Source organism: Hymenobacter glaciei (assembly GCF_039539585.1).
Lineage (GTDB): Bacteria > Bacteroidota > Bacteroidia > Cytophagales > Hymenobacteraceae > Hymenobacter > Hymenobacter glaciei.
The window spans coordinates 1-13,694 of record NZ_BAABDK010000011.1 but is presented as its reverse complement, the minus strand read 5'-3'; the positions used below and the strand labels follow the sequence as shown (position 1 = coordinate 13,694).

7 protein-coding genes are annotated in these 13,694 nt (G+C 58.5%); 4 read left to right on the top strand and 3 right to left on the bottom strand.

Going from position 1 to position 13,694, the window contains the following annotated elements; all coding sequences use genetic code 11:
• Positions 1–122 precede the first annotated feature (122 nt).
• From ABD837_RS06835 to ABD837_RS06825, 3 genes are read left to right on the top strand one after another with little or no spacing between them, the layout of a single operon-like run.
• Entirely contained in the window at positions 123–3,320 is a 3,198-nt protein-coding gene (locus tag ABD837_RS06835) for a SusC/RagA family TonB-linked outer membrane protein (protein WP_345052011.1), read from the top strand.
• Positions 3,321–3,340: 20 nt separating this feature from the next.
• Positions 3,341–4,852, top strand: coding sequence for a SusD/RagB family nutrient-binding outer membrane lipoprotein (locus ABD837_RS06830; protein WP_345052008.1), 1,512 nt, complete (start codon positions 3,341–3,343; stop codon positions 4,850–4,852).
• A 36-nt stretch (positions 4,853–4,888) separates the two neighbouring features.
• Positions 4,889–5,443 carry a hypothetical protein gene (locus ABD837_RS06825; protein WP_345052006.1) on the top strand — a complete coding sequence of 185 codons (555 nt, stop codon included), beginning with the start codon at positions 4,889–4,891 and terminating at the stop codon, positions 5,441–5,443.
• Positions 5,444–5,689: 246 nt separating this feature from the next.
• Here the strand turns inward: ABD837_RS06825 and hslU are convergent, their stop codons facing one another.
• The 3 genes from hslU to lon all read right to left on the bottom strand — a co-directional run bounded on the left by hslU (position 5,690) and on the right by lon (position 10,948).
• Complete coding sequence (gene hslU, locus ABD837_RS06820) at positions 5,690–7,087, bottom strand: ATP-dependent protease ATPase subunit HslU (protein WP_345052003.1); 1,398 nt, start codon at positions 7,085–7,087, stop codon at positions 5,690–5,692.
• A 58-nt stretch (positions 7,088–7,145) separates the two neighbouring features.
• Positions 7,146–8,279 (bottom strand): type IX secretion system protein PorQ, encoded by a 1,134-nt coding sequence (gene porQ / locus ABD837_RS06815; RefSeq protein ID WP_345052000.1) that lies wholly within the window; start codon positions 8,277–8,279, stop codon positions 7,146–7,148.
• A gap of 161 nt (positions 8,280–8,440) precedes the next feature.
• Complete coding sequence (gene lon / locus ABD837_RS06810; RefSeq protein WP_425554305.1) at positions 8,441–10,948, bottom strand: endopeptidase La; 2,508 nt, start codon at positions 10,946–10,948, stop codon at positions 8,441–8,443.
• A gap of 234 nt (positions 10,949–11,182) precedes the next feature.
• On the opposite strand from lon, the gene ABD837_RS06805 reads away from it, so the two are divergent.
• A complete protein-coding gene (locus ABD837_RS06805; RefSeq protein ID WP_345051998.1) occupies positions 11,183–13,315 on the top strand; it encodes an OmpA family protein in 2,133 nt (710 codons plus the stop codon).
• Positions 13,316–13,694: the final 379 nt, after the last annotated feature.

The window sequence follows — 13,694 nt, the reverse complement described above, 5'->3', positions numbered from 1 at the left end:
GAAGGAATTGTGTGCATTCATTAAACTTTTCGCATCGTAATGTGCGATACATCGTTTATTTTTGAGCAGAGTTGCCGTTTCATTACCATTTTGTACTCATCCCACCACTTTAATTTTTTACCATGAAAAAATCACTACTCATGAGCTTGGTGCTCATGTTTACTTTCCTCACCGGGGTGCTCGCGCAAACGCGTACCATATCGGGCCGGGTCACCGACCAAACATCCGGTGAAGGGCTGCCCGGCGTCACGGTGCTGTTGAAAGGAACGTCTACCGGCATTTCCACCAACTCAGATGGCAAATTCACTTTGTCAGTGCCAGAAGCAGGCGGGACGCTCGTTTTCTCTTCGGTTGGGATGGCAACGCAGGAGCGGCCCATTGGCACTGCTGCAGAGTTGAATGTTGCGCTTGTTCAGGATAACAAGCAGCTGAGCGAGGTCGTAGTAACGGCCCTTGGCATTGAAAAGGATGTACGCTCGCTGGGCTACGCTACGCAGGAAATTAAAGCCGACCAGATTTCGCAGAAATCGGAGCCTAACGTGCTGAACGCCCTGCAAGGCAAGGTTGCCGGTGTAAACATCACGGGCGCCAGCGGCCTAGCCGGTTCGTCGACCAACATCAACATCCGCGGTATTACTTCGCTGCAAGGCAACAACCAGCCCTTGTTTATTGTCGACGGCATTCCGATTAGCAACGACCTCGACCGGACCAACGGCGGCCCGCTCGGCACGCTGGGCGGTGCCCAGACCTCGAACCGCGCCCTCGACATCGACCCCGAGATGATTGAAAGCATCAACATCCTGAAAGGCCCGGCGGCTGCGGCCCTGTACGGCTCGCGGGCTGCATCTGGCGCTATCATCATCACCACCAAAACGGGCCGCAATGCCAAGGGCAAAACGGAGGTAACCGTTACCTCCAGCCTCAACGTGTCGAACGTGTACGGCTTGGCCAAGCTACAGAACGACTATGGCCAGGGCACTCAGGGCGTGGTAACCACCACTGGTGGCCTGGGCGACGTGAATACAGCTTCGCGCGCTTCTTTCGGCCCACGCTATGGCACTACGCCCAGCTTGGCCAATGGCCTATTGCTGACGGATGGCTCAACGCTGCCCTACCAGCCTTACAACAACGTTCGCGATTTCTATCGCCAGGGTCGCATCCTTAGCAACGGTGTGAACATCGTGGGGGGTACGGCCGACCAGAACGTGTCGCTCAACGTCAACAACACGGACCAGAAAGGCATCACCGAAAACTCTAGCCTCAAGCGCACCAGCGTGCAGCTGGGCGGCAACGTGAAGCTTATCAACAAGCTACGCGTGGGTGGCTCGGTAAACTTCGTGCAAACCAACCAGGTAGGCCCGCTGATTGGCAACGGTAGCTCGGCTTTTGGCCAGTTGCCGGCCATTCCGCGCAGCTACAACCTGCAGGGCCTCCCTTCGCAGGACCCCATCACCGGTTTCAACATTTTCTTCCCGGGCGCCGACAACCCTTATTTCAACTTGCGTAACAACCCCACCACTTCTAACCTGACGCGTTTCATCAATGTGGCCAACGTCAGCTACGACGTGGCACCTTGGCTGAACGTGACTTACCGGGCCGGCCTTGATACGTACACCGACCGCCGCAAGCAGATTTTTGCCATTGGCTCGGCCCGCGTGCCCGGTGGGCAGGTACTCGACCAGGCCATCTACCGCAGCCAAGTAAACGGCGACCTGCTCGTTACGCTGAAAAAGGATAACATCATCACTGAAGGCCTGAATGCTAACCTGCTGCTCGGCCAGAACGTCAATCAGGTTCGGTTTGAAAACATTCAGTCGCAGGCCGACGCGTTGGCTTTCCAGTTCTACAATGCGCAGGTCGGTACGCAATTCACCGCTTCGGGCGAGAACTCGAGCGTGCGCCGCCTGCTAGGCTACTACGGACAATTATCCCTGGCCTACAACAACTACCTGTTTGTGGAGTTGACGAGCCGGTTTGACGAGTCATCGACGCTGCCAGTAGCGAATAGAACATTTTTCTACCCCGCTGCTACTGTAGGATTCGTGTTTACCGATGCGTTCAAGATTTCCAACGATATATTTACCTATGGTAAGATTCGTGCTAATGCGGCACGCGTAGGTAAGGATGCTGACCCATATAGCTTGGCTACTTACTACAACTCGACTGCCTTGGGCAACAACGTTGGCAACATCAGCTTTCCGTTTACCATCAACGGCACCACTTACTCAGGCTTTGGCATTAGCAACAGATTGGGTGGTGGCACGACTTTGACGCCAGAATTCACCAAGTCGTACGAAGTGGGCACCAACCTGGGCTTTTTCAAAAACCGCTTAACGTTTGACCTATCCTATTTTAAAACGATTAGCGAGAACCAGATTATTCCGGTAACCACTCCAGCCTCAACTGGCTACACTTCGCGCTTTACCAACGTGGGCCGCGTGGATAACCAAGGCTTTGAAGCTTTGATGATTGTAAATCCGGTTCGGACCTCGAATTTCCGTTGGGATATTAACGTAAACTTTACCCACATCAAAAACGAGGTTAAATCCATCGCTCCCGATGTAACGACGGCTTCGGTGGACGGCAGCGCTTTCATTGGCAGCGTTCCCTCGTTCCAGGTGGGCCAGCCTTACGGTATCATTATCGGCAGCAAAGTACCCCGGGTACCCGCTACCGACCCCGCTACGGGCAAGGCCAACGACCCCAGCGTGGTAGGCCGCTACGTAATTAACCCGGCTACGGGCTCGTTCGATTCGAACACCGTTCCGAACTCGATTCTGGCGAACCCTAACCCGCAGTGGCAGGGTGGTATTACCAACACCCTGAACTACCGTGGCGTGTCGCTGTCGTTCTTGGTTGATGGTAGCTATGGTGCTCAGTTGCTCTCTTTCTCTAATGCTGTGTTGAAGTCGAATGGCTCGCTGGCTGAAACGGCTGTGAACCGCGAGGCTCCCCGCGTTATCCCCGGTGTTATTCGCAACCCCGACGGCTCTTACCGTGAGAACAACATCCAGATTGACGCCCAACAGTACTACGGCGCCATTGGCGGTCTGCAAAGCGAATTCAACGTGTACGATGCAAGCGTGTACCGCTTGCGCGAAGCTTCCATTGGCTACAGCGTTCCCAAAGCGTTGCTCGAAAAAACTCCTTTTGGCCAGGCCAGCATCACCCTCTCGGGCCGCAACCTGTACTACTTCGCACCCAATGCCAACTTCGACCCCGAGACCAACACCCAAGGTGCCGGCAACATTCGCGGCCTAGAACTGCAGGGTCCGCCAAATACGCGCAACTACGGGGTTAACCTGCGCTTTACTTTCTAATTAGACTACGCTCTTTTTATATGAAAAAGCATCAATTTTGGGGCCTTGCCCTGGCAGCAAGTGTGGCGTTCGCCTCCACGAGTTGCAAGAAAGACGAATTTCTGGACGTTAACACAAGCCCCAACAGCCCTGAAGCTGTAGGCTTGCCCGTACTCCTGACCAGCACGCTGCTCACGACGGGTTTTGCCAACGCTAATGATTTGGGCCGCGTTACTTCGCTGCTGATGCAGCACCAGGCCGGTATCGCCAACCAGCCCGCGACCTACGACGTGTATAACATTCGGGGCTCGTTCGACAACCAGTGGAACGGCGAGCTGTACGGAGGCGTGTTGAATGACACCAAGCAGCTCGTTGACCTGAGCACGCAGAAAAGCAGCCCCGCCTATACGGGCATCGCGAAGCTGATACAGGCCTACAACTTTGCCCTTACCACCGACCTCTATGGCGACGTCCCCTACTCGCAGGCGTTGCAGGGCCTGGCGAATTTAACGCCCCGCTTCGACAAGCAGGAAGACATCTACAAAGGCAACCAAGCCAAAGGCATCCAGAGCCTGTTTGATTTGGTGAAAAGCGGCCTGGCCGACCTCGACAAACCCAGCGCCCTGAAGCCCTCAGGCGACGACCCGGTTTATGGCGGCGACCTGAATAAGTGGAAGCAGATGGGCAACTCGCTGCTGCTTAAGCTAGCCAACACCATCAGCAAGAAGGAGCCGGCACTGGCTGGTTCCATCATTGCGCAGGCAGCAGCCGGTGCCATTGCCAGTAATGGCAACGACTTCCAGGTTCCCTTTGGCACGTCGACCACGAACCAGAACCCGTTGTACCAGTACAACTTTGTGACGCGCCCCGACGACCAGATGCTGAGCCAGCGCCTGCTCGACAGCATGAGTGTGCGCCGCGACCCGCGCCTGCCCATCTATTTTAACACGACCCCGGCCAATACGTCCGCTACCACTACCCCCTTAGGTATTTTCACCGGCTTCCAGAACGGCTCTCCCAACGTAGTGCCCGCCCGGGCCAACCGCTCGCGCTACAACGTGTACATCCGCGGTACGCAGGGCGAAGCGCCCGTGCGCTTGCTCACCAACTTCCAGCGCCTGTTTATCCTGGCTGAGTCGGCAGTACAGGGTCTGCCTGGCTTCACCCTGCCAGCCGGCACCACGGCCCAGTCGCTTTACCAAAGCGCTATTCGCGCTTCGATGACCAAGGCGGGCGTACCCGATGCGGACGTGACGGCTTACTTCACGGCCAACCCGCGGGTTGCCCTGCTGAGCACCAACGCCACGCTGGCCCAAAACCAGATTATTACCCAGAAATGGATTGCTTGGGTGGGCAACGGCTACGAAGCTTACAACGACTACCGCCGCACGGGCTTCCCTCGCTTGCAAGTGGTGACCAATGCTGCTGGTGATGACCCATCTATTATCCCCCGTCGCATTCCGTACCCCAATTCGGAATTGAATTCAAACACAAACGCCGAAGGTTTGGATAAGAATATCCGGACCAGCACGCCGGTGTGGTGGGCGCAATAAGCACCCCTTCGTTTAATTTCTCATCCGATTTTCGACATGAAAAAGCAACTCATAAACCTGTTCGTCCTGGTTTTGCTAGCCGCAAGCGCGGTCTCCTGCAAAAAGGCTTACGACAACAACAACCTGGACCCGCTAGCGCCAAGCTATGCCGATATTCCGGTGACGGTGACAAACTTCAACATATTCGAGCGCTTTCCGGTATTTTTCGCCACTGCTCCCGCCGGCTCTTTCTCGATTACGTTCTCCATTCCAGCCGATAAAGGCAAAATCAAGGAGATTACAAAAGTGACGACTGGCAACAATGGCCTGCGCGACCTGCAAAGCGGTGCTCCCACAGTGCTTTACAATTATAACCCCGCCACTACCACGGCGGCACCAATCCAGGGAAATGGGTCGAATACCATCACCTTTACCTCAGACCTGGATACGTACTCCAAATACCGGACCCGCGTAGGTGCGGGCGTTGCCACGGTTAACCCCGTGGTGTCGACCAACCCACAGGCACCCACTCAAATTGAGTACTATTTCCTGCTCACGCTAGAGAATGGTACGACTATTATTCCAGAGCGCGTGCGCGTACGTGTGCTATAAACAAGCACCGCACCCAGCTTGCATACAAAAGCCCCGGCCAATCTGGCCGGGGCTTTTTTTACGTTTGCGCGCATCTAAGTAATCGAGCAGAAGTAATCAGATCATCGTCCGGCCCGGTCCGACCGCCCTAGGCGGTCCGACCGGTTGTCGTCAGCGCAAAACCGGAGGTGCTTCAACCGGTCCGACCGCCTGGGGCGGTCGGACCGGGCCGATGCCGAATTACTTTTGCTCGACTACTTAAAAAACTCACAAAATATACTGGCTCAAATCGCGGTTCTTCACCATATCACGCAGGCGCTCATCCACCAAGGCGGCCGTGATTTGGATGTGGGCGTGGGCGCCAATTTTGTCGGGCACGTCGTAGAGAATGTCGTTGAGCAGGCGGCTCATGACGGTGTGCAAGCGGCGGGCCCCAATGTTCTCGACTTCACCATTCACTTCGAAGGCAATTTCGGCCAAACGCTCTAGGGCTGCATCGTCGAAGGTCAATTCCACTTCCTCGGCTTTCAGCAGGGCTTCGTACTGCTTGGTGAGGGCGTTTTTGGGCTCCTTGAGGATGTGATAGAAGTCGTCCTTGGTGAGGCTTTGCAGCTCGACGCGGATGGGGAAGCGGCCCTGCAGCTCGGGGATGAGGTCGCTGGGCTTGGAAACGTGGAAGGCGCCGGCGGCGATGAACAGGATGTGGTCGGTGTTGACGATGCCATACTTGGTATTTACGGCCGAACCCTCCACAATGGGCAGCAGGTCGCGCTGCACCCCCTGGCGGCTTACATCGGGGCCGGAGCCGCCGCTTTTGCCGCCGCTGCTGGCCACCTTGTCAATTTCATCGATGAAGATGATGCCGGCGTTTTCACACTGCCGAATGGCCTCATCCTTCACGTCGTCCATGTCGATGAGTTTGGCGGCTTCTTCGTCGAGCAGCAGTTTACGGGCCTCGGCCACGGTGACTTTGCGCTTGCGGGTCTTCTTGGGCATCATATTGCCCAGCATGTCCTGCAGCCCCGACATGGCATTTTCATCCAGGCCCGGTGCGCCCATGATGCCAATGCTGGGGGCGCCCTGTGCCACCTGGATTTCGATTTTGCGGTCTTCAAGCTCGCCATTCTTGATTTTCTGACGGAACCGCTCGCGGGTGCGCTCGTTCAACTCGCCATCGGACGATGGGGTTTCGTCTCCTCCCCCACTACCGAAGCCCACGCCAGTCTTGGCGCCCGTGGGTTGGTTGATGGGCGGAATGAGGGCATCAAGGATGATTTCCTCTACGGCGTCGGCGGCCTGGGCTTTCACGGCCTCTTGGCGGCGGGCCTTCACACGGTTCACGCTCTGCTCGGCCAGGTCGCGCACCATGCTTTCCACGTCGCGGCCCACGTAGCCCACTTCGGTGAATTTGCTGGCCTCAACTTTCACAAATGGGGCGTCGGCGAGGTGGGCCAGGCGGCGGGCAATTTCGGTTTTGCCCACGCCGGTGGCCCCAATCATGAGGATGTTGTTGGGCACTATTTCGGCCTGCATATCGGCCGGGGCGTGCAGGCGACGCCAGCGGTTGCGCAAGGCAATGGCCACGTGGCGCTTGGCCTCATGCTGGCCAATAATGTACTTGTCGAGCTCGGCCACAATCTGAGCCGGGGTAAGGAATTTTTGCATGGGTAGTTGTTTCGCGGAATACCGCGCAGCGCGGGGAAAGGTTCGGCGCGCGGTTGGGTCAGGAACCGACTTTGCGGTACCGGGTTTTGGCACCGTCGGGCGTGGCTTTGGGTGCGTCTGGGGTTGTGCTTTTGTCTTTCTTTTTAAACAGCGAATCGAGGCTGCGGGACACAGTGATGTACTCACTGGAGCCCGCCGCTTGCAGCGTGGCGTGGGTATAATCGAGCTGAAAGGTGCTGATTTTTACCATAGCCCCAAAGCTGAGGCCCGCGCTGCCGCTGGTGTTTTCGAGGCGGAGCTCACGGCGCTGCAGGTGGTTGTAGCCCACGCGCAATTGCAGGCCGGGGCCCAGCACCAGCGCCGCGCTGGCCGTGAAGTGACGGGCCAGGTTGTCGCCAAAGCTGCGGGTGGGTTTCTTTTCTGTGCCGCTGGCATCGAGGGTGCCGCGGGCGTTGGGGTCGAGGTATTGAATGTCCCACTGCTGCAGGTGGTGAGCGGTGAGCGAAAAGCGCACGGGCATGTGCTCCGGCTTCACAGTGGCACCGAGTTGCACGTCGAGCGGCAAGCGGCCGCGGTCGGTACCGGGGTAGGTGACGAACTGGTACCCCGCATTTTTCACCACCAGACCAGCCGTAAAATCGGCGGTGGGGTGCTTGTACACCACACCTGCATCGGCTACGCCGGCCAGCGAGCGGCTGCCCGCAATGCTGCTCACGGCCAGTTTGGCGGTGGCGCCAAAAGTGAATTTGCCCTTGGTATAAGCGTCCGACAGGCCCACCGTGTACTCGTTTACATTAAAGGTGCCCAGGCTGTTGCCAGCCGGGTCGTAGCTCTCAAAGCTGCCGTAGTTGAGGTAGCTGATGCCCACCCCCATTCGCCCAAGTTTCTCCGTGTTGAAGACGTAGGCGGCAGTGCTCTGCTTGATGTCGGCCACGTAGGCCACATAGCTCAGGGCCAAGCGGCCGTCCATGTCGGGGTTCAGCAAGGCCGGGTTGCCATACAGCATGCTGGGGTCGTCGGTGCGGGTCGACGGGTTCATGCCACCCAAGGCAGCCAGGTGCGCGCTTGGGGGCAGGTCCAGAAACGGAAACACGGCCCGACCACCCAGCTGCTGCGCCGCTGCCGGCCGCAGCCCCAATCCGCCCAATAACAAACCCAAACCGGCTAGCCGGTACGCGGAGAGATGCTTCATATAACTAAGGTACGGCGGGAGGATAACCCGCTGCGGCAGCTAACGCAACCAGAGGCCCGGAAAGTACTTCGGAGCAGATTTTTGGGCATCGTCAGGAATTACTGGGCAGTATTGAAGAACATAACAAAGAATGTCATGCTTTATCTGGCGTCCGACACCCCCTACTGCACTTCCACGCTGGGGCCCACAGCTGGCACCGGCTCGTCGCGCACCGGCAGTTTCTGCGGATGCGGCACCAGTTCGTCGAGCAGAGCCACGCGCAGTACATCATCCACCCGGTCGGCGTAGTGAATGGTGAGGCCCTTGAGGTATTCTTCCTGGATTTCCTCAATATCCTTGCGGTTTTTTGGGCACAGGATAATGTCCTTCATGCCTGCGCGGCGGGCAGCGAGCAGCTTTTCCTTGATACCACCTACCGGCAGCACCTTGCCACGCAGGGTAATTTCGCCAGTCATGGCCAGGTGGGCGCGCACCCGGCGCTGGGTGAAGGCCGACGCCATGCTGGTGAAAATGGCAATACCGGCGCTGGGGCCGTCCTTGGGCACCGCGCCCTCGGGGAAGTGAATGTGCAGGTCGTACTGCTCGAACAGGCGGTAGTCGATGCCGATTTCATCTGCCCGCGAGCGCAGGTAGCTGAGCGCCGTGATGGCGGATTCCTTCATCACGTCGCCGAGCTGACCGCTCAGCGTGAGCTTGCCGCGGCCTCGGCTCAGCAGGCTCTCCACGAACAGGATATCGCCGCCCACCGAGGTCCAGGCTAGGCCGGTTACCACGCCGGCGGTGTCGTTGTCCTGGTACTGGTCGCGGTCGAATATGGCCGCGCCCAGTATTTTGCGGATTTCGGCCGGCTCCATGGTGGCGGGCAGGGGCTCTTTGCCGGCCTTGCGGCGGGCGAGGTTGCGCGTCACAGCAGCCAGCTTGCGTTCGAGGCCGCGCACGCCGCTTTCCCGGGTATAGTCGTCGGCCACGCGGTGCAGGGCGGCATCCGTAATTTTCACTTCGGCTTCGCCCAGGCCGTGTTCTTTCAGCTGCTTGGGCCAAAGGTGCTTGCGCGCAATCTGTACCTTCTCATCCTGCGTGTAGCCGGTCAGGTCGATGATTTCCATGCGGTCGCGCAGGGCGGGCTGAATGGTGTCGAGCGAGTTGGCCGTGGCAATGAACAGCACCTTCGAGAGGTCGTATTCCACCTCCAGGTAATTATCGGTGAAGGTGGCGTTCTGCTCGGGGTCGAGCACTTCGAGCAGCGCCGAGCTGGGGTCGCCACGGAAGTCGCTGCTCACCTTATCAATCTCGTCGAGAATGATGACTGGGTTGCTGGTGCCGGCCTTCTTAATCTGCGAAATGATGCGGCCGGGCATGGCACCCACGTAGGTTTTGCGGTGCCCGCGAATCTCGGCCTCGTCGCGCACGCCGCCCAGGCTCATGCGGATGTACTTGCGGCCCATGGCGTTGGCAATGCTGCGGCCCAGAGAAGTTTTACCTACGCCGGGCGGGCCGTAGAGACACAGAATCGGCGCTTTCAAATCCTGCTTGAGCTTGAGCACAGCGATGTACTCCAAAATCCGCTCTTTTACTTTTTCAATACCGAAGTGGTCGGCGTCGAGGATTTTCTTGGTCTGCTTGAGGTTGAATTTGTCTTTGGTGTACTCGCCCCAGGGCAGGTCGAGCAGAAACTCAACGTAGTTGATATTCACCGAGTAGTCGGGGGCCATGGGGTTAGTGCGGGCCAGCTTTTCCATTTCCTTTTTGAAGTGGAGCGCCACGGCCTCGGGCCATTTTTTGGTTTCGGCGCGGGCCCGCAGGCGGTGCACGTCTTCCTCGGTGCCGTCCTGGCCTAGCTCATCCTGCAGGGTTTTAAGCTGCTGGCGCAGGAAGTATTCGCGCTGCTGGGCATCAATCCCGGTGTGGGTTTTCGAGCGGATGTCCTGCTTGATTTCGAGCAGCTCGGCCTGGCTGAGCAAGGCTTCGAGAAGCTGGCGGGCCTGCTCTTCGGGGTCGGCCAGGTCCAGTAGCTTCTGCTTGGCGGCCAGGTCGAGTTGTACGTTGCTCGATAGGAAATGCGTGAGAAACGCCGGCGACTGGATGCCGTCGAGCATGGCCCGGGCTTCCATCGGAATTTCGGGCGTGAGCTCCAGCACCTTGGTAGCGGCTTCGCGTAGGGCCTGCAGCAGTCCGAACTCGCCGGGCACTTCCGGGTTCAGGGCTACTTCGGAGAAGTAGCTGACGCGGGCCAGCAGCGGCGAAAACGACAGCTGCTCCTCGATGCGGAAGCGCACCTGGCCTTGCAGGATGATGGTAATCTGCCCGTCGGGCTGCTCGAGCAGCTTCAGGATGCGGGCCAGGGTGCCGACCTGGTGCAGCTCGTCGGTGGCGGGCTCGTCGGCGTCGGGGTTGAGCTGGGCTACTACGCCAAGCAGCTTATCGGCGGCGTAGGCCTTGCGCACCAGCTTCACGCTTTTTTTGCGTGCTACCGTTACGGGCAATACCACGCCGGGAAATAATACGGTATTGCGTACCGGCAGCAGTGGCAGAGTGGGCGGGGCATCGTCGCCGCGCAGCAGGTGGTCGGGGTCGGCGGCCATAATGGCGATGGCTTCGGGTTGGGAATGGGAATCGCCAAGTACCCCAATGGGGAACTGAGCAGTATATGAAGGGGCTGCAGAACGCATGAACGGAGATAAAGCCAGAGGCACGGGAGCGGGTGCCACAATGGCAGCCCGGCGTCGCGTCGCGCGAGAAATACAAGGTACGGCGAACCGCACCGAATGGCTTTCAAGGGCCGTGCCAGCGCCCAAATTCGGCCAAAGCGGCGCAGCAATTAGTTGAACGTTCGGCAAATCGGTAAATTGTTGGCAACTTGCGCAACATATTATAGATTTATTACTCTTCCAATGCCCATACCCATGCGTCGGTATCTACTGGTGCTGTTAATTGCACTACTGGGCGGCAGCCTGGGAATGAACCCCGCCGCGGCCCAGCGCCGACCAGTGAAGAAAATTCCCGCGTCGGCCGCGCCCTCGGCCGATACCACCAGCGGCGGGGCTTCGGCAGCTCCGCGCAAGTCGGCACGCCCGGCCGCAGCACCGGCACCGGCCCCCGTCAGCACCCGCCCCACCTACCGCGTACGCACCCTCAGCGGGCGGGCCAGCCGCAAGCTGCACCTGCGGCCCGATGGCACGCCCGACTTCATCAACATCAACAAATACCCGTTTTTCGAGAATAAAAAGGCGCTGCGTGCCATTGCCAAGGCCGAGAAGCGGCGGCAGTACCACCAGGCGCGCTTGTTGCTGGAAGACTACGTGGCCAAGTTCGGGCCTACCAACTTCTCTGAGAACACCGACATGATTTGGCACCTGGGCCAGCTGTTGCAGCGCGACAGCCAGACCGTGAAAGCCAAGGCCTACTACCGCCTGGCCTTGAAGCACAGCCGCTCCGACACCAAGCGCATTCAGCTCTACTACGACTCGCTGGAGCGGAAGGAAACGCCCCTGTACGTGCCCCTGAAAACGTACTACGACCTGGTGGAGTACCGCAAGAACCTTAACACCTTTCACCCACCCAAGGGAGTGTACACGAGCATGGGCGACGCCATCAACAGCAAAGCCCCCGATTACGGGCCAGCGCTGGCAGGCAACGATTCGCTGATGATTTTCAGCAGCAAGCGGCTCCGGCGCGGGCTCACGGGCGTGGTGGATGAGGAGTTGTACACCTCGCACAAGGAGGGCGTGAGCTGGAGTGATGCCGAGCCGCTGCCCAAGCCCATCAACTCGCCCAACAACGAGGGTTCGGCTTGCCTGAGCAAGGACGGGCGCACCATTTTCTTCGCCCGCTGCGAGTGCGCCGCCTGCCACGGCAACTGCGACCTCTACACCGCCACCCTCGGCAAAGACGGCAAGTGGAGCACGCCCAAAAGCCTGGGCCCGGCGGTGAACTCGACGGCCTGGGACTCGCAGCCCACGCTCTCGCAGGGGGAGGACACGCTGTACTTTGCCTCCGACCGGCTGGGCGGCTTTGGGCTGTCCGATATCTACTTCACCCACAAGCTGCGCAACGGGCAGTGGAGCCCGGCCGAAAGCATGGGCCCGGTTATTAACACCCGCGAAAACGAGGTGAGCCCGTTCTACCACCCGCTCTACCACGTGCTGTACTTCAGCTCGCGGGGGCAGCTGCTGAACTTTGGCGACTTCGATATCTATAAGACGTACAAAGTGGCGGGGCGCTGGCAGGAGCCCAAAAACATTGGTCCGCTCGTGAACGGCAAGGGCTCGGAATACTACTTCACCATCGACCGCGAAAGCAAAAACCTGTACTACGCCCGCTCCGAGGCTAAGGAGCTCAACAACCTCGACCTGTATTCCTTTCCGCTGCCCATGGAGGCGCAGCCGATGGCCACCACGAAGGTGGAAGGCACGCTCCTCGACTCGGTGAGCAATAAGCCGCTGAACGGCATCGTGAGCATCATCGACACGGATAACGGCGTGGAAGTGGCCAGCAAGTTTATCCGGCCCGATGGCACGTTCGACTTCGAGCTGATTGAGGGCTCGCACTACGCCATGCTGATTCAGAGCCCCGACTTTTTCTCGGTGGAGAAGCAGTTTGCGCTACGGGGCGACACGGTGATGACGCTGCTCACCAACAGCATCAACTACAAGCTGCCGCTGATTTTCAAGAACCTGGAGTTTGAGCAGGGCAAGGCCAACGTGCTGGCCAGCATGTACCCCACGCTCGACCGCATTGCGGTGTTCTTGGTCGACCACCCCACGTTCCGGCTCAGCATTGCGGGCCACACCGACAGCAGCGGCGACCCGGAGGTGAACGAAAAACTCTCGCAGGACCGCGCCGAGGCCATCCGCCGCTACATCGAACGCAAAGGAAAGCTGCAGCCCAACCGCATCGAGAGCTTTGGCTACGGCTCCTTCAAACCCCTGAAAGACGAGCTGACCGACGCCGACGCCAAGGTGAACCGCCGGGTAGAATTCCGCCTGATAAAGCCCGACGGCGACAAACCCGCCGATGGCGGGGGCGACTGGAAGTAGGCGCAGGAACTCAAGAGGCACTTTTGCGTGCTCAAGAGAGACTTTCGGTATCTCAAAGGCCACTTTCGCGTGCTCAAGAGGCACTTTTGGTATCTCAAGGGGCACTTTTGCTTGCTCAACAGCCACTTCTGGTATCTTAAAGGACACTTTCAGCATCTCAAAGGGTACTTCGGCTTACTCAAGAGAGACTTTGGGTATCTCAATGGACACTTTCGGGCTTACGACTGGCACTTTGGAGCATACCTATGCCACTTTTAAGCATACGTAGGGCACTTTCATCCTTACCTACGCCACTTTGGGGCATACCTACGATACTGAGGTGGTCTAGGTAGGCCGGACAGAAGGAGGACGTATATTTCTTCTGTCATGACAGCAAAAA

Coding starts and splice junctions, on each gene's coding strand:
- hslU (WP_345052003.1), bottom strand. CDS start 7,087: ATGCAAAAATTCCTTACCCCGGCTCAGATTGTGGCCGAGCTCGACAAG.
- lon (WP_425554305.1), bottom strand. CDS start 10,948: ATGCGTTCTGCAGCCCCTTCATATACTGCTCAGTTCCCCATTGGGGTA.
- ABD837_RS06835 (WP_345052011.1), top strand. CDS start 123: ATGAAAAAATCACTACTCATGAGCTTGGTGCTCATGTTTACTTTCCTC.
- ABD837_RS06825 (WP_345052006.1), top strand. CDS start 4,889: ATGAAAAAGCAACTCATAAACCTGTTCGTCCTGGTTTTGCTAGCCGCA.
- ABD837_RS06805 (WP_345051998.1), top strand. CDS start 11,183: ATGCGTCGGTATCTACTGGTGCTGTTAATTGCACTACTGGGCGGCAGC.
- porQ (WP_345052000.1), bottom strand. CDS start 8,279: ATGAAGCATCTCTCCGCGTACCGGCTAGCCGGTTTGGGTTTGTTATTG.
- ABD837_RS06830 (WP_345052008.1), top strand. CDS start 3,341: ATGAAAAAGCATCAATTTTGGGGCCTTGCCCTGGCAGCAAGTGTGGCG.